This is a genomic window from Gluconobacter sp. Dm-44 (assembly GCF_018256175.1).
Taxonomy (GTDB): Bacteria; Pseudomonadota; Alphaproteobacteria; order Acetobacterales; family Acetobacteraceae; genus Gluconobacter; species Gluconobacter cadivus.
Genome location: NZ_JAERLZ010000009.1, coordinates 82,457 through 104,864, shown reverse-complemented (window position 1 = coordinate 104,864; position 22,408 = coordinate 82,457). Strand labels below are relative to the sequence as shown.

At 55.7% G+C, this 22,408-nt stretch carries 22 protein-coding genes and 1 pseudogene; 11 read left to right on the top strand and 12 right to left on the bottom strand.

Annotation, left to right across the window (positions count from 1 at the left end; all coding sequences use genetic code 11):
- The first annotated feature begins 11 nt into the window (after window positions 1-11).
- Window positions 12-2,429, top strand: a complete 2,418-nt coding sequence (locus JK213_RS11470; RefSeq protein WP_167495565.1) for a TonB-dependent receptor — start codon at window positions 12-14, stop codon at window positions 2,427-2,429.
- Window positions 2,430-2,509: 80 nt separating this feature from the next.
- Entirely contained in the window at window positions 2,510-3,673 is a 1,164-nt protein-coding gene (locus JK213_RS11465) for an MFS transporter (RefSeq protein WP_211571584.1), read from the top strand.
- 339 nt (window positions 3,674-4,012) lie between these two features.
- On the opposite strand, the gene JK213_RS11460 is transcribed toward JK213_RS11465, so the two are convergent.
- Window positions 4,013-4,663: a TetR/AcrR family transcriptional regulator gene (locus JK213_RS11460; RefSeq protein WP_228123926.1), complete on the bottom strand. Its 651-nt coding sequence runs from the start codon at window positions 4,661-4,663 to the stop codon at window positions 4,013-4,015.
- 28 nt (window positions 4,664-4,691) lie between these two features.
- Here JK213_RS11460 and JK213_RS11455 point away from each other — a divergent pair, with 28 nt between their 5' ends.
- Window positions 4,692-5,093, top strand: a complete 402-nt coding sequence (locus tag JK213_RS11455; RefSeq protein ID WP_141354383.1) for a nuclear transport factor 2 family protein — start codon at window positions 4,692-4,694, stop codon at window positions 5,091-5,093.
- A gap of 200 nt (window positions 5,094-5,293) precedes the next feature.
- On the opposite strand, the gene JK213_RS11450 is transcribed toward JK213_RS11455, so the two are convergent.
- Window positions 5,294-6,697 (bottom strand): DHA2 family efflux MFS transporter permease subunit, encoded by a 1,404-nt coding sequence (locus JK213_RS11450; protein WP_211571582.1) that lies wholly within the window; start codon window positions 6,695-6,697, stop codon window positions 5,294-5,296.
- A 48-nt stretch (window positions 6,698-6,745) separates the two neighbouring features.
- Entirely contained in the window at window positions 6,746-7,312 is a 567-nt protein-coding gene (locus tag JK213_RS11445; RefSeq protein ID WP_211571580.1) for a hydrolase, read from the bottom strand.
- A gap of 108 nt (window positions 7,313-7,420) precedes the next feature.
- On the opposite strand from JK213_RS11445, the gene JK213_RS11440 reads away from it, so the two are divergent.
- On the top strand, window positions 7,421-8,077 hold the full coding sequence (locus JK213_RS11440) for a TetR/AcrR family transcriptional regulator (RefSeq protein ID WP_211571578.1): 657 nt from the start codon (window positions 7,421-7,423) through the stop codon (window positions 8,075-8,077).
- A gap of 224 nt (window positions 8,078-8,301) precedes the next feature.
- On the opposite strand, the gene JK213_RS11435 is transcribed toward JK213_RS11440, so the two are convergent.
- Window positions 8,302-9,129: an oxidoreductase gene (locus JK213_RS11435; protein ID WP_211556002.1), complete on the bottom strand. Its 828-nt coding sequence runs from the start codon at window positions 9,127-9,129 to the stop codon at window positions 8,302-8,304.
- A gap of 95 nt (window positions 9,130-9,224) precedes the next feature.
- On the opposite strand from JK213_RS11435, the gene JK213_RS11430 reads away from it, so the two are divergent.
- Window positions 9,225-10,136 carry an AraC family transcriptional regulator gene (locus JK213_RS11430; RefSeq protein WP_141354689.1) on the top strand — a complete coding sequence of 304 codons (912 nt, stop codon included), beginning with the start codon at window positions 9,225-9,227 and terminating at the stop codon, window positions 10,134-10,136.
- A 164-nt stretch (window positions 10,137-10,300) separates the two neighbouring features.
- On the opposite strand, the gene JK213_RS11425 is transcribed toward JK213_RS11430, so the two are convergent.
- From JK213_RS11425 to bdcA, 4 genes are all read right to left on the bottom strand, one after another.
- Complete coding sequence (locus tag JK213_RS11425) at window positions 10,301-11,161, bottom strand: NAD(P)-dependent oxidoreductase (protein WP_141354491.1); 861 nt, start codon at window positions 11,159-11,161, stop codon at window positions 10,301-10,303.
- Window positions 11,158-12,081, bottom strand: a complete 924-nt coding sequence (locus JK213_RS11420) for an alpha/beta hydrolase (RefSeq protein ID WP_211571577.1) — start codon at window positions 12,079-12,081, stop codon at window positions 11,158-11,160. Before JK213_RS11420 ends, JK213_RS11425 begins: the two co-directional genes overlap by 4 nt.
- A gap of 87 nt (window positions 12,082-12,168) precedes the next feature.
- A complete protein-coding gene (locus JK213_RS11415) occupies window positions 12,169-12,474 on the bottom strand; it encodes an EthD family reductase (protein ID WP_141354495.1) in 306 nt (101 codons plus the stop codon).
- Window positions 12,471-13,184, bottom strand: a complete 714-nt coding sequence (gene bdcA / locus JK213_RS11410) for an SDR family oxidoreductase (RefSeq protein WP_141354497.1) — start codon at window positions 13,182-13,184, stop codon at window positions 12,471-12,473. The genes JK213_RS11415 and bdcA overlap by 4 nt, the downstream gene beginning before the upstream one ends.
- 69 nt (window positions 13,185-13,253) lie before the next feature.
- Here bdcA and JK213_RS11405 point away from each other — a divergent pair, with 69 nt between their 5' ends.
- Window positions 13,254-13,856, top strand: coding sequence for a TetR/AcrR family transcriptional regulator (locus JK213_RS11405; RefSeq protein WP_141354499.1), 603 nt, complete (start codon window positions 13,254-13,256; stop codon window positions 13,854-13,856).
- Between the two features lie 401 nt (window positions 13,857-14,257).
- Here the strand turns inward: JK213_RS11405 and JK213_RS11400 are convergent, their stop codons facing one another.
- On the bottom strand, window positions 14,258-14,620 hold the full coding sequence (locus JK213_RS11400; protein ID WP_141354501.1) for a helix-turn-helix domain-containing protein: 363 nt from the start codon (window positions 14,618-14,620) through the stop codon (window positions 14,258-14,260).
- A 115-nt stretch (window positions 14,621-14,735) separates the two neighbouring features.
- On the opposite strand from JK213_RS11400, the gene JK213_RS11395 reads away from it, so the two are divergent.
- The gene (locus JK213_RS11395) at window positions 14,736-15,602 is read left to right on the top strand and encodes an NAD(P)H-binding protein (protein ID WP_211571576.1); all 867 of its coding nucleotides are present in this window, start codon (window positions 14,736-14,738) and stop codon (window positions 15,600-15,602) included.
- 96 nt (window positions 15,603-15,698) lie between these two features.
- Here JK213_RS11395 and JK213_RS11390 read toward each other — a convergent pair whose 3' ends face one another.
- The gene (locus JK213_RS11390; protein WP_141354505.1) at window positions 15,699-16,604 is read right to left on the bottom strand and encodes an AraC family transcriptional regulator; all 906 of its coding nucleotides are present in this window, start codon (window positions 16,602-16,604) and stop codon (window positions 15,699-15,701) included.
- 92 nt (window positions 16,605-16,696) lie between these two features.
- Between JK213_RS11390 and JK213_RS11385 the strand changes: the two genes are divergently transcribed.
- From JK213_RS11385 to JK213_RS11375, 3 genes are all read left to right on the top strand, one after another.
- Window positions 16,697-17,449 carry an SDR family oxidoreductase gene (locus JK213_RS11385; RefSeq protein WP_228120071.1) on the top strand — a complete coding sequence of 251 codons (753 nt, stop codon included), beginning with the start codon at window positions 16,697-16,699 and terminating at the stop codon, window positions 17,447-17,449.
- A gap of 723 nt (window positions 17,450-18,172) precedes the next feature.
- Complete coding sequence (locus JK213_RS11380) at window positions 18,173-19,255, top strand: IS5 family transposase (RefSeq protein WP_211571575.1); 1,083 nt, start codon at window positions 18,173-18,175, stop codon at window positions 19,253-19,255.
- A gap of 198 nt (window positions 19,256-19,453) precedes the next feature.
- Window positions 19,454-20,335: a TonB-dependent siderophore receptor gene (locus JK213_RS11375; protein WP_167495548.1), complete on the top strand. Its 882-nt coding sequence runs from the start codon at window positions 19,454-19,456 to the stop codon at window positions 20,333-20,335.
- An 88-nt stretch (window positions 20,336-20,423) separates the two neighbouring features.
- On the opposite strand, the gene JK213_RS11370 is transcribed toward JK213_RS11375, so the two are convergent.
- On the bottom strand, window positions 20,424-20,870 hold the full coding sequence (locus tag JK213_RS11370) for an Rrf2 family transcriptional regulator (protein WP_211571572.1): 447 nt from the start codon (window positions 20,868-20,870) through the stop codon (window positions 20,424-20,426).
- A gap of 103 nt (window positions 20,871-20,973) precedes the next feature.
- Between JK213_RS11370 and JK213_RS11365 the strand changes: the two genes are divergently transcribed.
- On the top strand, window positions 20,974-21,456 hold the full coding sequence (locus tag JK213_RS11365) for a DUF2938 family protein (RefSeq protein ID WP_141354057.1): 483 nt from the start codon (window positions 20,974-20,976) through the stop codon (window positions 21,454-21,456).
- 19 nt (window positions 21,457-21,475) lie between these two features.
- On the opposite strand, the pseudogene JK213_RS11360 reads toward JK213_RS11365, so the two are convergent.
- Window positions 21,476-22,389: pseudogene (locus JK213_RS11360) on the bottom strand (helix-turn-helix domain-containing protein).
- Between the last annotated feature and the right edge of the window lie 19 nt (window positions 22,390-22,408).

The window sequence follows — 22,408 nt, the reverse complement described above, 5'->3', positions numbered from 1 at the left end:
GGATTTCCCACATGTCTCAGTCGCGCTTCCCCGTTCATCGCTATCTGACGCACGCCCATCGTTTTGCCCTTCTCGGTAGCACACTGCTTGCATATCCTGTGGTGGAAGCGAGCGCCGCCTCTCCGCTACTCGCGGAAAAAAAACATTCGTCACCATCTGTTCAACATTCTGATCCGAAACATGCTACGTCCGCTATCGGCAACACACGACCGCGCGATGAAACGCTCACTGTTGTTGCTCAGCGCAGACGGCAAAACCCGCAAACAGTGCCGGTTTCTCTGTCAGTCATCGGCGGTGACCAGATTTTACGCGATGCCCAGTTGCAGCGCACCAGCGACATCGCAAAACTCGTACCCAATCTTCAAGGCGCAGCGACCGAAGGACCTGAACGCCCCCGGTGGTTCATGCGCGGAATTGGTACGAACAGCACCAACGCGAATACCGTCAATCCGGTCGGAGTCTATTACGACGAAGTCTACATCGCCAACGTTTATAATCAGGGCTTCCCCCTATTCGACCTGGCGCAGACAGAGGTTCTTCGGGGTCCACAGGGGACGTTGTGGGGTAAGAACGCCAATGGCGGTGCAATTAACCTAATTTCTCAGGCACCAACATTCAAACGCCAGGGATATGCCAAATTCGGCTATGGAAGCTTCAATCATTCTCAGGAACAGGTCGCAATCGGTGGCACGATCATCCCCGAAAAGGTGGCCGGCCGTTTTGCCTTCTATGGGGATAACAGCGATGGGTGGCAAAAAAATGTCACGGACGGAAAAAAACTTGGAGGTGGCCTGGACACGGCGGCGCGGGGGCAGTTGCTCATCCGGGCCACGCCTGATCTCAATATTACATTGAATGGCCATTACAGAAGGTTTGACGGGTCAGTATATCCGCAACAATACGCAGCGGATTTGTCGAAAAGCGGTTTTGGCAATCCGTCAACCGTGTATATTCCGGGCTATAACACGCCATCAGCCGTTCCGAAACTGGCGTATGACGAGGTCAATACATATCGCGCTCAGCAATTCGTTCAGGAAACCGGTGGGTTCGTCAAGGCGGTCTGGTCCCAGCCGCATTTCACGCTGACCTCAATCTCCGCTGCTGAAGGAAACCGTCGCAACCAGAGCGAAGCATACCCCATGATTGCGTTGCCTACCGGGCAGACACCTTACAACGCATCTTACAATACCGGTGACTACTGGCAGGCAACACAGGAAATTCGCATTGCTTCTCATGGTACCCGTCGCTGGACCTGGCAAGCCGGTCTTTTCGGAATGCTCGAGCATCTCGACAGCATCGGCGCGAATGCCTATTACCATACACCCGTAACTGCCAATGGTCAGGCGCTTTCTTTTTCCGTTCCGCCATATTCTCGGGATCATTATGATCAAAATTGGCAAAACGGCTCAGCATTTGCTAGCGCTACCTATAACGTAACATCGCGTTTTCACATCACCGGCGGCTTGCGGTGGTCCATTGAGCGGATCGGCATCACGAACGCCTATGACGCAGTCCCTCTGACTGGAAGCGCGGGGGTCTATGGAAATTCTCTTGCCTCACTACCTGCTGGCGCATCCAGAGTATTGACTCAGAAAGAGCATAATACCTACCGGAACTGGAACTCTGATTTTACGATCCAATACGATATAACGCGACAGGCAATGGCTTATTTTCGTTTCGCTTCGGGGAAGATGCCGGGAAATTACAGCTTTACAGGGTATAGCAGGGTTCCGGGCACATCGTTTTCGGCTCAGCAATTAACATCTGTGAATCCGGAAACCATCGATTCGTTCGAATTGGGTGCCAAGACGCAATTCTGGGACCATCGGTTGACCCTGAATGCCGATGTATTTCGCTATAATTATGCGAACGCATTGGTGAACGTTCCGACCAATATTGGGAGAGGCATTACGACCATTGTTTTTCGCAATGCTGGCGCGGCCCGTATTCAGGGCGCTGAGGTGGAAACAGTGCTCCACCCGGTCGTCGGCCTGAAGCTCGGTGCCAATCTGGGTCTGCTGGACACGCGCTACACATCGCAAAGTGAATACGGCGACGGAATTCTGGGGGCACAGATCCCGCGCTCACCCCATGTCAGCTTGTCAGGATATGCCGACTACGACATCCGGCTTCCTCACGGTGACCTCATTCTGGGAAGCGACTTCCAATACTACTCAAAACAATACTTTTATCCGTCGGTATCCTCCCAAACATCAGATCCTTTGCTAAGCCAGAGAAAATACGCGCTTTGGAATGCCCATCTGACATGGTTCCCCCAGAACAATCATCATCTTTCGTTTGATGCGTCCGTTCTGAATTTGCAGAATAGCCATTACAAGTCTCTGGCAATTACCCCGATCAACGGCCTGTCTTCTCTCACGCTGGGACAGCCGCGTAGTTTCTTTCTTCAGGCAATGTATCGCTTCTGAATTGTAGAGGACGCAGGCTTATGGCCGACAGAGTACTGTCCCCGTTCCATCGATCCGCCCTCTGCGGGATGGCGATCGGAATGTTTATGCTGAGTTATGGCGATCGTGCTGTCCTCTCGGTCAGCATGCCTCTCATTGCGCATGAGTTTAATCTAGGGCCTGCCCAGACCGGATGGGTTCTTTCGAGTTTTCTTTGGTCCTACGTGATACTCACGTTCCCCGCCTCCTTATTGGTCGATCGTTATCCGACCCGGACGATGGGAGTGGCGGCTCTTCTGATCTGGTCGTTCGCCATGTTCATGGGAGGCTTATCTGCTACTCTTTTTGTCTTCCTCATGAGTCGTGTTCTATTGGGTATCGGTGAAACGCCGACATTCCCGCTGGCCAACCGGATTGTCCGCCAGTGGTCTGGGGAACAACACAGGGGAATGATCCTGACAGCTCTGGTCTGCTCCAGCCAGATCGGGCTTGCTTTCGGACTTCTGGGAAGTGGATGGCTGGCTGGCTGGACCGGTTGGCGAAGTGCGTTTCTGGCCTATGGTGCGCTCAGTATCGTCATAGCCGTATGCTGGAGGTCAGTCTTTCCCGCTGAAGCCGTCAAAAGAATGAAATGGAGTGATGGTCGCTCGCTGCTCAATCTTCTTACTCAACGCACCTTCTGGGGACTTTTGTCTCCTGGTGCGGCCGGACAATACGCAAATTTCCTGATGATGTCATGGTTCCCCACCTATTTGCATCGAACGTTCCATTTACAGACCTTTGAAACAGGCTTGGATGCAAGCATCTGTTACGGAGTAGCAGCCGTTTTTTCGGTCGTGCTCGGAAAAATAGCGGAAAAGATTTCCCTCGCCTTTTTGCCGAAACAGATACTGGCACCCAGACGTCTTGTTGTGGCGGTATTGCTTCTGGGATCTTCGGTGATTGGCATCCTTCCGTTTCTAAATTCGGTATGGTTGGTTTTATTTTGTGTTTCAGTAGTGATCGGTTTGATTATGGCCGCGTTGGGCGCCAACACGGCACTTGGCTCCGATCTTCTGGTAGACGGTACCCGAATTGGGTCAGTCACTGGGTTCGGAATGATTTTCGGCAATGGAGTCGGGTTTCTTGCTCCAGTGACAACCGGGTACCTTGTACATTTGACCAGGACATTCTCCAGCGCTTTCTATTTGGCTGCGTTCGTTCTAGTTGCCGGAGCCGCTTTGGCGACACTTCTTCCAAGGCAGCCTCTTCAGCTGACCAAATGATGTGGAGAGTTCGAAGAAACGGTGATTGATTTCTCTTTTACCTGATTTCAGGTTTTTGGGGAGTTGATTGCTGGTTCCTAAACGTGATTTTCATTCTGCAATTTGAGCTGAGTCAGACCTTCATACTCTGCGGAGGTTTTTCAAATAAATGCTGGCGCGGCGTGAGAGTGCACCAGCATCGACCTGTCTGCTTTCTCCATCACGTTTCCAATAGCAGACATTCCGCTTGCCCCCTAATTCGCCTGTCTGCTCAAAAGAACCAGAACAGACAGGCGGCAGTCGCCTTCATTTCGGTCATAAACAGGGGCGTTTAAGTTTTTGGAAAGCAGACATGATCGATCAAGTGCGTACGAGTATTTTATAGTCAGATTCTGTAATGTTCATTGCCATGTAGGCGCGCTTGGTCTGGGCTTCCCTGATCGTGTCCAGCGACAGCCCGTTTGCGAGCATGTCCTCAATTAGGTCGATATGCAGGGCTGCCAGAAGAGCGTGGGCGTTATAGAGGGCCGCACCCTCCGGCGGCGAGCCCGTCCCTTCCTCGATGAACCTCGCGGTCACCCCAAGCATCCAGCGATAATGCGGCGATTGCAGAATGCCCGGACCGAATTCGAGCGCCCGGATCAGGTGGCGGTTGTCGAGCTTGAACGTCAAGATCAGGTCAAGAAACGCTGCAAGACGCTGTTGCGGTAAAGTTTCTTGCCGGAAAGGAGCCGCACCACTCTCCACGCTTGCCCGTAGAGCTTCGATCTTTGTGGCCCAGAGAGCGTCGAGCAATCCCGCGCGACTACCGAATGCGCGGAACAGTGTTCCCTTCCCGACACTGCATGCCGCCGCAATGGCATCCATGGTCACACGTTCAGGCCCATCAGCCTGTGCAAAGAGGATATCAGCGGCCTCAAGCATGCGGATCGTGGCGGTCGGCGGCCGTCCGCGACGAACCACTTGATTTTCGGACTTGCGGTCCGATATATAATGTAAATCTGGACTCATGGTCCGGAAATCATATCAAGGAAGCACCATGTCACCAACATCCGAACTGCCAGACTGGCTCGAAAATGCGCTGGACGCACTTCGCGCAGGTGATATCGCGGGCTGGATGGCGATCTACGCAGCCGACGCATGCCATGAATTTCCGTTCGCGCCCGAAGGTGCCCCGCGTAAACTGATCGGACGGGACGCCATTGCGGCCTATATGGCCCATCTGCCGTCTATAATCCGGTTCGGCGGGCTGAGCGACATTCGCGTCCGTAGCGCGGGCAACGAACTGATTGTTGAGGCAACGGGCCATCATGAACGCGTTGTCGACGATAGCACAAAGAGCTTGTCCTACGTCTGGTTCATCGAAAGGCGTGACGCGAAGGTCACTCGGATACGCGACTATATGAACCCGCTTCAGCTTGCAGCGATTGTCTCAGACTGAATGGCACAAGCTGGCATGGCGTCCCCCGAAGACTAACGGTCGGAACGGACGGTTTGAATGGGGCTGCTCTCGCCTACATCTCGGACAATCCGAAATACAAACAACTGATCTTAAAGCGGATGACGCCGCCTAATCTTGCCTGGGTCATTTTTATTTTCTCAGGCGAGTATCCATGCGCGACGGATTCAGTTCGATCCGAACTAACGTTTCCGCTCTGAAGACTTGATGCAGCGCGTCGCGAGCAGCAGAATACCATGGAATAATGCAAGCAACCCAAATGTTTCGGCATAAGCCTCCGATGCGACATGGGATGGAGCGATTGTCGCAAGCCGCCACCCGAGGAATGTGGCGCACGCTGTGATCAATGTCGGTCCCCCAATCCTTTGCATGATGTTCAGCGCAGTCGTCGCCATCGGAATATCTGGGCGTGCGATCGAAGCATATCCCACGCTCATCGCCGGAATACCGACAGCGCCCCCACCTCCGCCACGCAGCAACAATGCTAAGGCGAGCAGGACGACGTTCAGACCGTTATAGGCGAGCAACGCTAAAATCAGTGTGCCAACAAAGGACAAAAGAGCCCCGCAACCGGTCAGATTGCGCGCGTCAAACCGGTCACTCAGACGGCCAATGAGTGGATAGACGCACATCATCCCCAGACCCAGGGGTGCCATGAACAGGCCCGTCCGCTCGGGCGAGACACCGCAGGCATGAATCAGCCATACGGGTAGAAGCATCTGACCAGCGAACGACACCCCGTTCGTCAGAAACATGATGATCGCCGACACCGAAAAGGCAGGCGCACGCAGCAAGCGCAGGTCGATCAGCGCGTCATCGCCCTTGCGTCGCGCGGATCTGACATACAGGACGAACAGCACGAGGGACGCGCCTAAAGTCGCCTGTCCATAAAGCCGGACGACATGATCCATGCCGTAAAGAAACGAGACGAGAGCGGGAGCGAGAAATCCTAGCCCTGTCAGGTCAAGTGGACGGGAGCGCTCGTCATGCCGATCGTCAGGGAGAAACAGAACAGCAAGGGCAAAAGCCGCAAGCCCGACCGGCACATTGAGAAGAAAGATCCATCGCCAGGACGCGATGGAGAGAATGGCACCGGCGACGACGGGTCCAAAAAGCGGCGCGAGCAGAACAGGTGCCGTCATTGCGCTCGCAACCCTCGGCATCTGTCGGCCCGCCACACGAGCTACCGTCATCTGAGCCATAGGGGCGAGCAGTCCGCCCGCCATGCCTTGCAGCAGACGGAATACGATCAGGGACGGCGCAGACCACGCCAACGCGCACAGACCTGATGTCAGCGTGAAGGCACCGAAGCACCATAAATAGACCGCTCGCCCCCCGAGGCGGCTTACGAGCCATCCATTCAGCGGAAGCGTCAGGGCGAGTGCCAGCAAATAACCGCTGACCACCCACTGTATGAGTGAAAATGGCGCGTGCAGGGTCGTGACAAGATCTGGTAGCGACACATTGACGATCGTCGCGTCAAGTTGAGCCATGAAAGATCCGAACGCCGCAACGCTCACTATTTTCCAGGTGCCCGGAGGCAGTTGATCCGGGCCTGAGGCTGGCGACGACGTTCTGGAATTCATGAATGATCTCGCTGGGAACCGCGAGACGCGCAGACATCCGCCATGGACTTACGCATCCAGCGCGATCGCCTCGCTCGTCGTCACACGGCCAAGGCGCGGAAAAATCTCCTCACAGGCAAAGCGCTGCATCTCTTCGGTGAATGTGGACATGACATCCGTGGCGAGCACGACGTTATATCCATGCTCATGAGCCGCCCTGGCGGTAGATTCCACGCCCAGATTGGTCGCGATTCCGCCCAGCACAATGGTCGAGATACCGCGTCGTCTTAACTGAAGATCGAGATCCGTGCCGTAGAAGGCACCCCATTGCCGCTTCGTGACACGCAGATCGGTCGGTTCGGCAAGCCCGTCGACCAGCTCAGCCCAGTCTGGTGCGAAGCCGCCAGGCGGTGAAAAGGAGCGATCGACAGTCGCATGCACGGCATCAGCGAAATCAGGCGCGAACGCTACATTAACCAAAATGACCGGCGCTCCGGCGGCCCGGAAGCGCGCGGCGAGTTCTTTCGATCGTTCAACAATCGCAGTACCCGGTGTGGGGGCTAAGGGAAGCCCCGTGATGCCCTTTTGGAGATCGATCAGGACGAGGGCCGTCCTGCTGGCTGGGAGTGAAATCATGGCAAAACCTTCCCTGTTGACCTTTGACCGTCATCCCGCACCGTTGTCTGGAACACGCGGAAACGTTAGTAAGTTGAGTAGGCACTCAAGCAGGGGTATTATTTGAGGATGGACTCAAATTCGTCAAGGGGTAAACGGACATCTCTTCAACCGCAGCGCGCGGCTGGGCGTCAGCGCGTCGAGGAATTACTGGAGGCCGCGTCCGACCTCATGGCGGAACGAGGGTACGAGGCGACGACCATGGCGGAGATCGCCGCGCGCGCCGGGGCAAAAATCGGCTCGCTCTATCGCTTCTTTCCGAACAAGGAGGCTGTAGCGGACGCTCTTGTGCAGCGGCATATCGCCGTTCTGGAAGACGAATACGCGGCACTCGCCAAACGTGCCGCCACACTATCCCCGGACGCTCTGGCGGACGTTCTGATCGAACTGCTTGTCACGCTTCATCCTCGCGTGAAATCCCTGTCTGCGCTGATGGAGGCACGGACTGACAAGATGGAGATCCGTGATCGTGCACGAGAACATGCCATAGTCGGAATTGCGGCAGCGTTGCGTGTCTGTGCGCCAGAGTTGGAGGACGCACTGGCGAGAGATATTGCTGCGGTCGTTCTAAACACTATGAAAGTGCTGCGCAGCATGCTGGCGAAGGACGCCCCCACGATGCCGGGTGCGCCTGATGAATTGCGGCGAATGCACCGTCTCTATCTAACGGACCGGCTGCAGCCGTTTCGGCGTACTTCAGACGGCATAACGGACGCAGAGCCATAATTTCGCAGATTGGTGCCGCCCGGGTTTCAAACGCCAATTTCATCGCATCTCAAGTGAGGAGGCTAAATGGATGCAAGAAAACCGGGGAGAACTAACACAGTTTTGACGCGAAAATCTCGTGCCCGGCAATGGCCGATTGCTTAGCAGGCAGCAGTCGCCTACTTTGCGGACATTCGGTTCGGAAAATTCAGCTTCTGACAGCTGCCACCGTGTGCCAAAAAAAATTACCCGTCTGTTGATCGGGTTAACTCCTCCCAATCCGTGATCTCTTTTTCCAACTGAGCGAGACGTTCACGAACCAAACGCAGAGCGTCGCTACCCAGCAGGAGTTGCGGTGGAGGTGTGTCTGAGGCAATAAGTTGAAGCACTGCAACGGCGAGTTTCGCTGGATTGCCTGGCTGTTTGCCGTCCTTCTCGTGGCGAGCCTCCCGGATCGGATCAAACAGATCGTCGTAGTCTTTGATCGATCGCTCGGTCCTAACCATCGAGCGACCGGCCCAGTCAGTTCGGAAGGATCCAGGGCATAGCGCGGTGACGTGAACCCCAAAAGGCGCCATCTCTGCACGCATGACGTCCGAAATGCCCTGCAAAGCAAATTTGCTGCCACAGTAATACGAGATACCTGGCATGGTGATCAGAGCACCCATTGATGTCACGTTCACAATAAACCCGCTGCGGCGTTCGCGAAAACGCGGCAGGAAGGCTTTGGCAATCGCAACAGCTCCGAAGACATTGACGTCGAACTGGTGACGCATTTCCTCAAGGGAAGATTCCTCCAGAACTCCTTCATGCCCATAGCCGGCATTGTTGAGGAGTACGTCGACCGGACCGTGGTCTTCTTCTGCTTGCGCGACGATGGCGGGGATACAGTCGAACTCGGTGACGTCACACTGGACCGCGCGAACATCTGGCAGTCGCTCCAGTAGGGACGCTCGCGCAGTTTGCGACCGCACCGTACCAATCACCAGATGACCGGCTTCAAGAGCGGCCTGTGCAATGGCCAACCCAAATCCCGAGTTGGCGCCCGTGATAAAGAAAGTTTTTTGTGGCATGGCTCTACTCGACTGAATTTTGTTCATGCCTTGACTAATAATAGCGTATTACCGTGCTCTCTACTGCGATTTCTCTAATGTCCTTGCCTGATCCTATGAATCACCAATCAGACATCCCTTCACTCCTCGCATTGGCTGCGGAACTCGCGCCGCGATCTGGCTACAACGCTACGTCTCTGCCGAGTGTCCGTATCCTGCGTTCCGAGACTATTCTTGAAGATGTTCCGGTACTTTATCGCCCTGGCGCGGTTTTCGTCCTGCAAGGGTTCAAGCAGGGTTTCCTCAATGGCGAAATCTACCGATATGACGCCGAGCATTATCTTGCCGTTTCGGTCCCTGTGCCTTTCCGGATGGCTTCGCAGGCTAGTCCTGCTCAGCCTCTGATCGCCATTTACTTCGATTTTGACCTCCATCTTGCTGCTGAAATAGCGACAACACTGAAGGGACAAGCCGGTCACGACGAAAGAATACGGGCGCGAAGTCTGATTTCAAGTCGAATGGCACCCGCCATGACGGATGTACTCCAACGCCTGCTTCACGCTCTCCATCATCCACAAGAACTCGCTATTCTCGGCCCGGGGCTATTGCGTGAGTTGCATTACCGCATTCTGGTTGGACCCCAAGGCGGCTCTCTGATGGCAGCATTGCATCGTAATGACACGACAGACAGGATCGTGCAGAGCCTCGCGCTGATCCGTGAACGCTACAAGGAAGGCCTATCGGTTCCGGAACTCGCTGTAACAGCCGGTATGAGCGTTCCATCATATCACGTCAGCTTTAAGTCCCTTACCGGGAACACCCCGATCCAATATCTCAAAGCACTGCGGCTGCACGAAGCCAGGTTGATGATCACACGACGTCAGGGAACACTTGCCACCATTGCCGCCGAAGTCGGCTATGCCAGTGCGGCCCAGTTCAGTCGGGATTTCAAACGCCACTTTCATCGCACCCCAACCGAGGAGGCTCACTGGATGCGCGAACACCTGGGAGAGCCACCACAGGCTTGACGCGAGAATTTCACGCCCGACAACGACCGATTGCTTAATAAACAGTCGGGATACGCCCTCATCTCGGACATACAAAGCGCCGCAGAAAATTTCCAAAAGCAGACATGCTTTCTGTATGCCGTCTAACTACCTCTCATACGCCTGACTATGTATCCCATAATCTCTCAGGAATTCTTATCTGCCTCACCCAATGTCTGTGCCGCGACGATCGACCAGTCCTTTTCTCCATGCCCAGCATCAATGGCTTCTCCCATCTGTCCGAAGATCGCAGCCAGCATTGGCAGTTCACGACCGGTCGCAGCACCCGCTTCTGTCGCAAGCCTCAGATCCTTGAGGCCGAGAGCCGCACGGAAGCCGGGTTCGTAAACCCGGTTCGTGATATTCTTCGAGTAGACCTGATAAGATCGACTGCCGAACAGCGTATTTAGGATCAGATCAAAAAATACCTCGCGTGCGACACCATTAGCCTCTGTCAGCACAACTGCCTCCGCCATCGCCTCAATCGCCATGGTAATCATCATATTACACGCAATCTTGGCCGCATGAGCTCCCCAAGGTTTGTCCCCCATCGGCCAAATACGTTTGCTCAAAATCTCGAATACAGGCACGAGCCTGGCCAAATGTGTTGGATCGCCACCCGTCAGGATCTGCAACGCGCCGTCTGCCGCAACATCCGGCCTGCCAAGAACAGGGCTTGCCACAAATGCCACCCCGGCTTGGTTGTGCAGCGCCGTTAGCTCGCGCGAAAACGCGACCGAAATCGTGGACATCATCACATGGATCACACCTGATTTTGCGCGTGACAGCAAATCTGGATCGACGATTACGGAGCGAACAGCCGTATCATCCGACAATATTGTCAGTACGACATCGCCCTCGAAGGCCTTATCCGGTATTTCCAGCGTGGTCACACCTGCAAGCGTGCGGCCCGAGCGCGTCCAAGCGGAAACGTCATGGCCGTTGCGGACCAGATTGGTGGCCATGGCACGACCCATCGCACCGAGGCCGATAAAGGCTATCTTCATGCTAACGCCTCTGTGTTCGACGCAAGCCATGCCAGTACTGGAGCCAGTGCTTCGTCAGAGTTTTTCTCGTAAATCAAGCCATGTCCGTTGCCGTGCACGCCATAATCCGGCAGGTGCATCAACTCGGCTGAGGCCCCCGCATTATTCAAAAATGCAGCAGTGGGCAGGCTTGCGGCGGCAAAGTCGCTAGCCTCGGCGGTCACGATCAGGATCGGCAATCCGACCAGAGACGGCAGGCGATACGTACCTGGCTCTGCAGCTTGCAGGACCGTTGCATCGCTCACAGGCGGTTCGAACGCCAGTGGCGCGGCAGCAGCGCCCCACGTCATCGGTCCGATGTTGGGAATGGTCGCAAAAGGCGGCCCCATTGGCTCGATCGCAACGATACCCCGCACGAGATCAGGTCTCCGATCAGCGACCAGCCAGCCATCCGGGCCGGAGGCAGAATGCGTCAGCAGGATCGCAGGGCCAATTTTATCCAAAAGGGCTGCGGTCCGGTCGGCATCCATCGTCTGGGAGACGCACAAATCAGCGGGCAATGGCCCATAACCCGCGATAAAATCGTCCATTGCCGACTCGTTATCCGCAGCAAACGGCCATTGTGTATGGCGCGGATCGGTACCAGGGAAATAGATCTGACGGCCGCCTTCATAGGAAAACGGCGGTCCCATTGCCCCGGTGATGTCCGTATGCAGGGGCGAACGCCCGTGCCCCGGCCGGTCGATCACTAGCACTGCATAACCTGCTTCAACCAGACGCTGCGCCCATCCCGCTCGGCCATCGGGCGTATCGAACCATTCCGTCCCCTGAAACCCGCCCCCATGCATCAAAACGATCGGGTAAGGACGTGTAACGTGTTCGGGTGCCTCCCACTCCACATACATCGGTGCACGCTGATAGGTGCGGCCAGATTGGACCACGCGCTCGCCTGGTATCCAGAAATGGCCTCGGCGAATACTGCGTAGCGGTGCATTCGACCATGGGTGATGAAAATTCATATCAGAACCTCAGAGAGGCAATACGCGCAGGCGCAGTGGTTCAAGATCGGTAAAGCGAGGCACATCCGCCATGACGGCTGAAATCTCAGGACTACTGAAGGCGGCCTCTATGCTGGCTGAGGCGGTAAAGCGGCATTCGCAGATTGCGACAGTTTCGGAGGTGTCCAGCGCCGGATAGAATGCAGCCAGCGATATAAGCCCATAGGCAGCAAAGGCGCTCCTCACCAGCGGCAGGTGGTGCTCCTCGTAATATGCCCGATCGAAACGATCAGCTGGCGTGCCGCGATAGATCACATACAGGACCGGCTCACTCATACGCCGAACCCACCATCAATCGTATGCATGGCACCTGTGATCCCACTTGCATGCGGACCTGCGAGATAAACCACCAAATGTGCCACATCTTCTGCTGTACCGTGCCGTTTGAGCGCCATCTCGTCATGCATCGCCTGCATGAGGGGACCGTCATGAGGATTCATGTCGGTGTTCGTCGGACCCGGTTGCACCACGTTAACCGTGATATCACGCGCGCCAAAATCTCGTGCCAGACCACGCGCAAGGCCCTGCAATGCCGATTTACTCATTCCATAAGCCGTAAGACCTTCGAACGGCATTCTGTCTCCATGCACAGAACCTATCAGGATAATCCGGCCGCCCTCACTCATCTGACGCGCAGCTTCGACGGATGCGAAATAAGGGCCGCGAATATTGACGTCGATCAGATGGTCTACTGCATCCGGCTCCAGCGTTAGCGGGTCGCCTGGCAACAGAAGGGCGGAATTATAGACCAAAACATCAAGCGGCCCTATCTCGCGCAGAAGGGCAATCGTCGCATCGCGGTCTGAAGCGTCGCTGCGGATCGCGTGTGCGCCAGTACGAGCCGCGACTGCCTCCGCAGCTGTCTGCGATCCAGCCCAGGTGAATGACACGTCGTCGCCTTCTGCAGCAAAGCGCGCGACGATCGCCGCCCCAATTCCACGACTGCCGCCGATGACCAGAATTTTGCGTGTTGCCGAAGCCAACATTAGGAGCTCCTTGAATTTATTGATTGATCGCTACATAATTCATCCAGCACTAACGTCAAGGCTTTTTGAGTGACCGATCATTTATTATCAAAAGGAGCGCGTGGCCGCCCCCGCCGGTTCGATCCAAATGCCGCTCTCATCACCGGGCGCGCATTATTTCACACGCACGGTTATGAAGCGCTTGGTATTGCCGCCATTACCGAGGCACTCGGTATCCGGCCGGCCAGCTTCTATGCTGCGTTTGGGAGCAAGGCCGCCTATTTCGAGCGAATTGCAGAAGCGTATGTGGCCGAAGTTCTGCCGCTGGAGGCCTTCTTTCGTGATGACTGTCCGATTGTCGATAGTATTGCCGAGCTGCTGGGCGAAGCCGCACGCACATACACGACCTGCAGTGATCAGGCAGGGTGCCTGGTCCTTGAAGCGTTGCGGGCCGATCGTAGCGGCGAAGGAAGGCGCATCGCTATGCGCGTTGCTCAGATCCGTCGTGAAAAGCTGCAAGCCTTCATCGCCCGCGGGGCACCAGCGGTAGCATTAATCGCAACCGACGTCGTGACGGTGACAATGGCCGGCATGTCGGCTGCTGCGCGAGATGGTGTCAGCTGTGTATGTCTGGAGCAGGTCGCAGCGGTTGCTACGGTCGGCCTACGTTCACTTATCGAGGGAAGCGCGTAGGCAGTTGATCAGTAGTGATGATATGCAATCCCAACTCTATTAACTGATCGCAGGCTGACTACCCCCTAAACTGCTTGTCTGTTGAGTGGTGAGACCAGACAGGCAGCACACGCGTTCATCCTCGACATACAAGGCGCCATAAAGATTTCCAAAACCGGACATGTGCGCGTGGCAAGTCCGACATACTCGCGTATACCGTCACCGTTGTTCCTGTCTGCCAGTAATTTCCGCTCATGTGCCTCACGATACTGCGCATATTGGTAATTATACTGTAGAAAAATGAACCGACATTTCTGGACAAACACCTGAGTGAGCGCATGGTGAAGTGGTTCAATTTGATGGAATGATGCCCCGCATGCGCCGCTGATTGACGGCGCGCTTCATCACACCTCAACGCCAGTTCAGCCCTGCGCGGCACGACGATCAAATGCGGTGCGGGCCTGTTCAAGTGCGGGCCGGTTCTCACGTGCCCAACTTGCCAGGGTTGCCAGAGGTCCTGTCAGGCTTTGCCCCAATGGGGTCAGACAGTACTCAACCTTCGGCGGCACGGTGGCATAGGCTTTGCGAGCCACCAGTCCATCGCGTTCGAGCCCGCGCAGGGTGATGGTCAGCATCCGGTGCGAGATGCCGGGGATGCGGTGCTTCAACGCATTGAAACGATGGGTGCCTTCTGAGAGATGGCCACAGACCATAACCGTCCACTTGTCGCCAATGCGTGCAATCACCTCTGCCAGGCTGCGACATTCCGCTTCTACATTTTCCATTGCTACTCCTTGGGGCGACAGGAACCTGGGTGTTCTTGACGCATGAATTCATGCGTACTTGTTAGCTTATAGGAACAAATTTATCCTAAAGAACCATAAATAACCATGGAATCTGATGATGAAAATAGGTGTGAGCGGTGCCAGCGGTCAGCTCGGTAGCGCAGTTGTTCAGGCGTTGGCGGAAACGGTTTCGGCCAAAAATTTGGTGGCGATTTCGCGCACCCCCAAGACCGATCTATCCTACGCAGGTCGCTTGGGCGACTACGACCAATCTGAGACATTGGTGGCGGCCTATCAGGGCTTGGATCGCCTGCTGTTGATTCCAGGGGCTGATCTGCGGCCGGGGATTCGTTCGCGCCAGATGTTGGCGGCCGTGGATGCCGCTGCACATGCCCAAGTCGGTCACGTCTTCCTGTTGTCAGCAACCGGGACGCAGCGTGAGGGGGAGTCCGCCGTTGGCGCGGCGTATTGGCACAGTGAGCAGGCGTTGATCAAGAGCGCGATCCCCGCATGGACGATACTGCGTATGAGCTATTTTTCCGAGACGCTGGTCGAAGAGGTGCGGATGTCTTTGACGGCAGGCGGGCTTGCGGCGCTTGAGGACAGCCGCGTCAGTTTCGTTTCGCGCGGCGACGTGGCCAAAGCTGCCGCAGCCGCATTGACCAGCGAGGGGCACGAGGGCGCCATATATCAGCTGACAGGCCCTGAAACCCTGCGCGGTAAAGCGGTGTGCAGGCTGGTCGCGCAGCACATCCAGCGGCCGTTTGCCTTGAACGTGATGCGCGCCGAGGTGTTGCGAACCGGGTTGCTCAAAACGGGTCTGCCTGAGGTTGTGGCCGATGCCGTGGTATCGATGAAGACGCGGCAGGCGCGTGGCGCCTACGACATCGTCAGCGGTGACATCGTGCGTTTGACCGGAGGCACGCCATGTTCCCTGGCCGAGATTCTGGCGAGTACCGCCGGAGGACTGGGGCAGTCGTAGCCCCGCACTTGCTGGGTGCTTTGCTGCGCCAGTCGACGAGGGCCCCGCACCACCGGTGCAAGCCTAACGCGGCTCACTCCAGCGCGATGCGAGGGTTTACATCGTATGGGCGCGCGCATAGCGCGCAGGCGGCATCCCCGTCCGCCGTGCAAATGCCACGCTGAAGGCACTGGCCGAGCCATAGCCGACGCGTTGCGCCACCTGTTCGAGGCCGAGACCCGGCTGGCGCAGCAGTTGCTTAGCCAGCGCCATGCGCCAGATCAGCAGGTATTCCATCGGCGGCAGGCCAACGCTGCGGCTGAACCGCGTGAAAAACGCAGAGCGTGACAGGGCCGCCTCCTGCGCCAGCATCGCCATGGTCCAGGCCCGCTCCGGCTGCATATGCATGGCGCGCAGAGCCGCGGCCAAGCGTTCGTCGGCCAGGCCGCGGGCTAGGCTGGGCGCCGTGGCAATGGCCGATGCCGAGCGCATGGCCTCGATCAGCACCACCTCCAGCAGCCGCTCCAGCACGAGCTCGTGCGCTGCCCGTTGCGCCCGCGCTTCCTCGTCGATCAACTGTATCAGCGTGGTCAGCCGGGGCTGATCGCGGACAATGATCTGATCAGGCAGCAGCGAGACCAGCAGAGCAGCGTCGTGGGTGTCGAACCGGCAATGGCCGATGCGCATGCGCAGATCGGTCGGTCCGTCACGTCGGCCAACATGGAAAAGCCCCTCGCCGAGTTTTTCAGGTTGATTGGCGGGCAGGTCCGGTGGCGTATCAAGGCTTTCGATCCGCAGCGCGCGCATCGCAGGGGCAAGTACGAAGTCCCCGGTCAGCAGCACTACTGCCGGCCCGGTGCCGAACGCGATGCGACAGGAGCCTTCAAGGATAGCGCAGTAGAACGGCTCGCCGGTGCCATTGCGGTAGATGCGCCAAGGCGCGGTGCACGCCACCTGTTTGGAGAAGCGGGCCATCGGTTGCAGCAGGGTGACGATCTCGGCCAGGGGGTCGATGGTAGCCATCAGGACGGATTCAAATGAAATGGCGACTTTAGATTGTAGTTAGTCTCGAGCTGAGGGCCTAGCATGGCGCCGTTAATTTTTGAAAGGAGAAAATGATGTCTACAGTCTTGATTACCGGTTGCTCGTCGGGCTTCGGCCTGGAAAGCGCTAAACGCTTCCACGAAGCCGGCTGGGAGGTGATTGCAACCATGCGCACGCCGCAACAGGATCTGCTGCCGCCCTCGCTGCGCTTGCTTGCGCTAGACGTGACCGATGCCGCCAGCGTCGAGCGCGCCGTCGAGGCGGCCGGGCCTATCGACGTTCTGGTTAACAATGCTGGTTTCGGCGCCGTGGCGCCGGTGGAACTGACCGCGCCGGAGACGGCCCGGGCGTTGTTCGAAACCAATGTGCTCGGCACGCTGGCCATGGTACGTGCCGTCGCCCCGCACATGCGTCGCCGCCGCGCCGGCGTGATCGTCAATGTCAGCTCCACGGTGACGGTCAAGACCTTACCTCTAATCGGGGTGTACAGCGCCAGCAAGGCGGCGGTAAACGCCTTCACCGCTTCGCTGGCACTGGAAATGCAGCCTTTCGGCGTGCGCGCGCACCTGGTGCTGCCCGGACGTGCCCCGCAGACCCGCTTTGGCGACAATGCCATGCCGCATCTGCGCGGCATGGACGACCTGGATTACTCGCCGCAACTCCAGGGATTCGTGCAGAGCGTGCTGGAGGACCAGGGCCCGGTCACCCACGCGACCGACGTCGCGCAGGCCGTCTGGCGCGCGGCCACCGACCCAGCCGCGCCCTTGCGTATCGCTGCTGGTGCCGACGCCGAGCTTTGGATGGCCGAGGCGGGGTTGGCGTGATGGTGGCGCGTGTTTACGTTGCGCCCAGGTTTCGATCCAAAAACGCCCGGATGACTGCGCCAATCTCAGCGCCATAGGGCTCCAGTGCCAGATGACCGGTATCGTAGAAGCACACCTCGGCGTGGGGGATGTCGCGCGTCGAGGCATCGGCCCCAGACGGTCATCAGCGGCGGCTGGTACTGGCGAAAGTAGGCCTGTGGGGGTTGTATGGCCACGTTGGAGGCGTAGTCCAGCTGATGTCGGCGTTGCCGAAGCGGCTAGCGACGGTGTTAATGCGCCACGGCTTGCCTGTTTTGAGGACGGCGTTAGCGATTGTGACAAGACGCTGTGCGATAGCAACGATCACCAATCTATGCGCTTTACCCCGCTGTTTCATACGTTTTGCCACAACTTTCAGGGCCGGGTTATGGCATGACGCTGCCAATCCGGCCTGAAACAGGACATGTCGAAGAGATCTTCGACCTCCTTAAATGACAGGTTTCGCTCGCGGCGCCGAGCGAAGAGTTCGGGATCAAGCCTGCGATCGCTGTATTGCTGCTCGCACGGCGTGCGTGGTCGTGGCGCTCCCATCACGTATTTGTCCCAGAAGGCTTGCGTCCACTCTCGTGAAAATATCACACCATCAAACCACGGGACCAAACGTCTAATGGAGGGTTCGAAAAACCCTCTGGTTTTGGGTCTCTCTGCGTGATTCCATCACTCCTGCATTGAGTGAGGGCATGGATGATGACGCAGTCTGGTTTCTTTGATGTTGAAGAGCGGCTCGCGCGATTGAGTGGGCTCGGCGATCAATTCGAAGCTTTTTCCCGAATTGTGGATTTTGAAGCGTTCCGTCCTGATCTGGAAAAGGCCCTGGCGTATTCCGATGGCAGCAAGGGCGGACGACCGCCATTTGATCCGGTACTGATGTTCAAGGTCCTGCTCATCCAGACGCTGAACAGTTTGTCCGACGAACGAACGGAGTATCTGATCAACGACCGTCTGTCGTTTATGCGCTTCCTTGGTATAGGGCTGTCTGACCGCGTGCCTGATGCCAAGACTGCCTGGCTGTTCCGGGAACGTCTGACCCAGGCGGGGGCCATTGAAAGACTGTTTGACCGGTTTGACGCGACCCTGCGGAATGCCGGTTATCTGCCGATGTCTGGCCAGATCCTGGATGCGACATTGGTAGCGGCTCCAAAGCAGCGCAATACCAACGGAGAGAAAGCCGATCTTCGGGAGGGACGGATCCCACAGGAGTGGCAGGACAAACCGGCAAAGCTGTCGCACAAGGATCGTCATGCGCGCTGGACCCTGCAGTTCACGAAGGCAAAGCGGCAGGATGACGGGACGATCCCCACAACGGATCTGGCTATCCCGTTCTTTGGCTACAAATCCCATGTCTCCATCGACCGGAAGTTCCGGTTCATCCGGAAATGGAAGACGACGGATGCCGCCGCCAGTGATGGTGCGCGATTGCGAGAAGGGCTGCTTGATAAAACCAATACGGCCTCAACCGTTTGGGCAGACACGGCCTATCGCTCAAAAGCCAATGAGGACTTCATGGAAAAGCACGGCTTTGTCTCAAAGGTTCACAGGAAAAAGCCGCATCTCAAACCGATGCCCCGGCATATCCAGCGGTCCAATGCAGGGAAGTCCGTGATCCGATCCCGCGTCGAGCATGTCTTTGCCGATCAGAAATCGCAGACAGGGCTGTTCATCCGAACTGTCGGTATCACCCGGGCCACCATGAGGATCGGCCTGGCTAATATCGTCTACAACATGCGCCGCTTCCTTTTCCTCGAAAGATTGAGTGCGAGCGCATAGCCATCCAGCGAGGGAAAGCACTCGATCCGCTCAAAACGCAGGTCAAAAGCGGCCCAAAGCGCCGTCAACCAAATCGCCAAAAGCCTGAAATCACCAGCCAAGCACATCAATCAAGGGTTCTTCGATCCCTCCATCTTTTGACTGGTTTTGATTACCAGCAAAGTCATGCAACTGAAGTAACGGGGTATGGCAGTGTGTGTGTCTGCCATCAATCTTCTTTCTCCAGTCTATGGGATCAACTTCACACGCCCTAAAGCAAGTGCTGCTTACGACATTCAATCTCACCAGATCGGTCTTTATGCGCAGGATCAGATTTCCTACGGTGGTTTTCATTTTACAGGAAGTATTCGTAACGACTGGTATCGCTCAACCCAGATAAATACTATTTCCGGAAAAACTACACCACAGTCATCCGAACCCATTACCTGGAGAGCTGCAGGCTTGTACCATTTTAAATTCGGCCTAGCTCCGTATGTCAGTTATTCAACGTCATTCCAACCACAAAGCGGCATTGTCTCGGATGATGGTGGCAAAACAACGCGGCAAGCCAATCCTACGCGTGGTAAGCAGCTTGAAGGAGGACTGAAATATCAAATTCCAGGTTTACCCATACTGTTAACGGCTACCGGGTTTCACATTGAGCAAACAAATGTTCTCACAGCAGTCGGTAATCTGGGTTACAGTACCGAAAGCGCTAAAGTGCATTCTGATGGCTTCGAATTCGAAGCACATGCAGATCTGACAGAAGGCCTAAGTATTATAGCAGCCGTTAGCCGACAGAAAATTCGCAGTTCGTCTACCAACCTACCGCTCGCTGGTTCCGGGAAAGGAAATGCTTCTCTCTTTACAGCCTATACGTTTCATCACGGGCCATTGCAGGGACTGGGAGTTGGTGGCGGCTTCCGTTACGTCGACCAGACATATGGTGGAAATTATCGCGGGTTAAATATTCGGGCGAGTATGCGGAATCTCGCTGGTACGCGTTACGTTACCAACTGCATGACATCAGGCACATCTGCCGGATGGTGCTGGTATGGAGAACGTCGCACTGGGCAGGTTACGGTCGGCTACAGCTGGTAACTGATAGGCTGTCTGTGAGACGGCATTAAAATGGCGACAGTCTTCAAAGCCATTTCATACCACAATCAGGAAAAGTCATCAGCGTTTCTCAAGTTAATCCACCTGAGAAACGCTCTGCTAGCTTTTGATGGAAGTCGGCGTGAAGTGCTGCAAGTGTAATCTGGCCAAAACGCGCCAGAAATTGGGCCTTAACATCGGTCAGGACGCTACTCACAGCGTGGTTGACGACTTCTTCGACAAGGCACTCAGTCTCTTCACTCCGGTTCCCTATGGCGAATAATCTTGGAGCATCAAGAGCCTCGTAAATATCCCGCAGCGTCACCTGATCCAACTGGCATGAGAGCGTCCACCCCCCGCCATGTCCTTTCTCGGAGTGCACATATCCATGCTCACGCAGACCGCCCATAAGACGTCGCACAACCACGGGGTTGGTGTTAAGGGCGCGAGCCAGCACTTCTGATGTCATGGGACCACCTGCTTCTGCCATATGCAGGAGTACGTGGAGCACACAGGATAATCTGTTATCTTGTCTCATGTAACTTCATGTGTTGCTAGAGTGCAATTTCGTCAGTATATCATGAAACTCGTAAAGTGACATGAAACTATGTGAGAACACTCTGACTTCGAGGACATGCTGTATGAATTTGCTCGAAATTCTGACAGTCGGCGTCGTGGCGACTGCTGCATCCGATATCTGGCAACAAGCCCAGCAACCATTGACTGGAATTCCTGCAGCCAACTGGCCTGTCACCGGCCGCTGGGTCATAGGGTGGCGTGACGGCAGGATCTATGACCCAATGATTGGAAAAAGACCCTCCCTGAAAGGAGAGGCACCTGTCGGCTGGGTATTTCATTACCTAATTGGTGCTGCTTATGCCGCACTGTACCTCAGTTTTGTGGTGGTTATAGCAAAGACAGTCCCCACATTGCTAAATGGTCTACTCTTCGGACTTGTTACCCTTTTGGCTCCTTTCCTGTTTATGAAACCCGCTCTGGGCGGCGGGTTTTTCGGGCTTAGGGCTCCCAATCCTGGAAAAGGACTATTTCTCAGCATCAGCGCTCATGCGGTCTTCGGAATTGGCCTGTATTTAGGTGAACTTTTTTACCAAGGTCTTTGCTGAAACCTTATTCATGTACTGATTACATTTTTCTATAACCACGAGGACTGACACCCGTCACTCTGCGGAAGACCTGAGCAAAGTGGCTTGGGCTTTCGTAGCCGATCTCCAAGGCAATCTCGATAATAGGAACATTGGTCTTACGAAGCATTTCTGATGCCTTCTGGACGCGGCGCTGCATGAACCAACCAGAGGGAGTTTGTCCCGTGGTTGTACGGAATGAGCGACTGAAGTGAAAACGGCTCATGCCACACAAAGCAGCAAGACTATCCAAATCAAATGGTGCAGCCAGATGTGCTTCCATATGATCAAGAACTCTACGAAGTTTCCATGTGGGCAAGAGTGTGGATCGTAGCTTTATCTTAGCCCTGGTATCAGCATACTGTCTTAAAAGATGAACTGTCAGACTCTCCAGAAGTCCATTTACAAATAAATTATTTGAAATAACAGAATATTGCATTTCATCTATCAGACCACTCAAAATGCCTGATATGAAAGCATCCTTCCTGCCTGAAACATCCTGCATTCAAATACGGGATGAATTCAGATTTAATGACATGGCAGCTCGATCGACAAGATCAAGTCCAAGATAGAGATGCAACACCTCAAAACAAGTATCTCCCTGCCCTGCCAACGCATCAGATAGGGTGTGTCCGTCTGCGTGAGGTAAAATGTTCCTGCTCTTGCCTTGCTCTGTTCCCAAGGCCCTGTCAGTTCACGCTCTTCAATATTTGCTTCTCCGCGGATAACCCAGACAAGCAAGGGTTCTGCGACGGCAGGTACAAGAAGTTCGTCTTTTTGTACCGGGCGAGTGAATATCTGGACGTCAACATCCTTCCAGACATCTCCTTCACTTTGCGCGACTTTCTTCCCGGGGAGAAGTTGCTCCAGTGTCAAACTGGCAGCACGCCGAGAAGGAAGGCAGGACAAAACCATCTGCTACACTCTCTCAATT

Bases quoted from the DNA above. Each gene is read 5' to 3' on its own strand.
- JK213_RS11430 (WP_141354689.1), top strand. From the start codon at position 9,225: ATGAATCACCAATCAGACATCCCTTCACTCCTCGCATTGGCTGCGGAA.
- JK213_RS11450 (WP_211571582.1), bottom strand. From the start codon at position 6,697: ATGAATTCCAGAACGTCGTCGCCAGCCTCAGGCCCGGATCAACTGCCT.
- JK213_RS11470 (WP_167495565.1), top strand. From the start codon at position 12: ATGTCTCAGTCGCGCTTCCCCGTTCATCGCTATCTGACGCACGCCCAT.
- JK213_RS11465 (WP_211571584.1), top strand. From the start codon at position 2,510: ATGTTTATGCTGAGTTATGGCGATCGTGCTGTCCTCTCGGTCAGCATG.
- bdcA (WP_141354497.1), bottom strand. From the start codon at position 13,184: ATGTTGGCTTCGGCAACACGCAAAATTCTGGTCATCGGCGGCAGTCGT.
- JK213_RS11435 (WP_211556002.1), bottom strand. From the start codon at position 9,129: ATGCCACAAAAAACTTTCTTTATCACGGGCGCCAACTCGGGATTTGGG.
- JK213_RS11415 (WP_141354495.1), bottom strand. From the start codon at position 12,474: ATGAGTGAGCCGGTCCTGTATGTGATCTATCGCGGCACGCCAGCTGAT.
- JK213_RS11395 (WP_211571576.1), top strand. From the start codon at position 14,736: ATGATGAAAATAGGTGTGAGCGGTGCCAGCGGTCAGCTCGGTAGCGCA.
- JK213_RS11455 (WP_141354383.1), top strand. From the start codon at position 4,692: ATGTCACCAACATCCGAACTGCCAGACTGGCTCGAAAATGCGCTGGAC.
- JK213_RS11445 (WP_211571580.1), bottom strand. From the start codon at position 7,312: ATGATTTCACTCCCAGCCAGCAGGACGGCCCTCGTCCTGATCGATCTC.
- JK213_RS11390 (WP_141354505.1), bottom strand. From the start codon at position 16,604: ATGGCTACCATCGACCCCCTGGCCGAGATCGTCACCCTGCTGCAACCG.
- JK213_RS11425 (WP_141354491.1), bottom strand. From the start codon at position 11,161: ATGAAGATAGCCTTTATCGGCCTCGGTGCGATGGGTCGTGCCATGGCC.
- JK213_RS11365 (WP_141354057.1), top strand. From the start codon at position 20,974: ATGAATTTGCTCGAAATTCTGACAGTCGGCGTCGTGGCGACTGCTGCA.
- JK213_RS11380 (WP_211571575.1), top strand. From the start codon at position 18,173: ATGATGACGCAGTCTGGTTTCTTTGATGTTGAAGAGCGGCTCGCGCGA.
- JK213_RS11385 (WP_228120071.1), top strand. From the start codon at position 16,697: ATGATGTCTACAGTCTTGATTACCGGTTGCTCGTCGGGCTTCGGCCTG.
- JK213_RS11460 (WP_228123926.1), bottom strand. From the start codon at position 4,663: ATGAGTCCAGATTTACATTATATATCGGACCGCAAGTCCGAAAATCAA.
- JK213_RS11440 (WP_211571578.1), top strand. From the start codon at position 7,421: ATGGACTCAAATTCGTCAAGGGGTAAACGGACATCTCTTCAACCGCAG.
- JK213_RS11400 (WP_141354501.1), bottom strand. From the start codon at position 14,620: ATGGAAAATGTAGAAGCGGAATGTCGCAGCCTGGCAGAGGTGATTGCA.
- JK213_RS11370 (WP_211571572.1), bottom strand. From the start codon at position 20,870: ATGAGACAAGATAACAGATTATCCTGTGTGCTCCACGTACTCCTGCAT.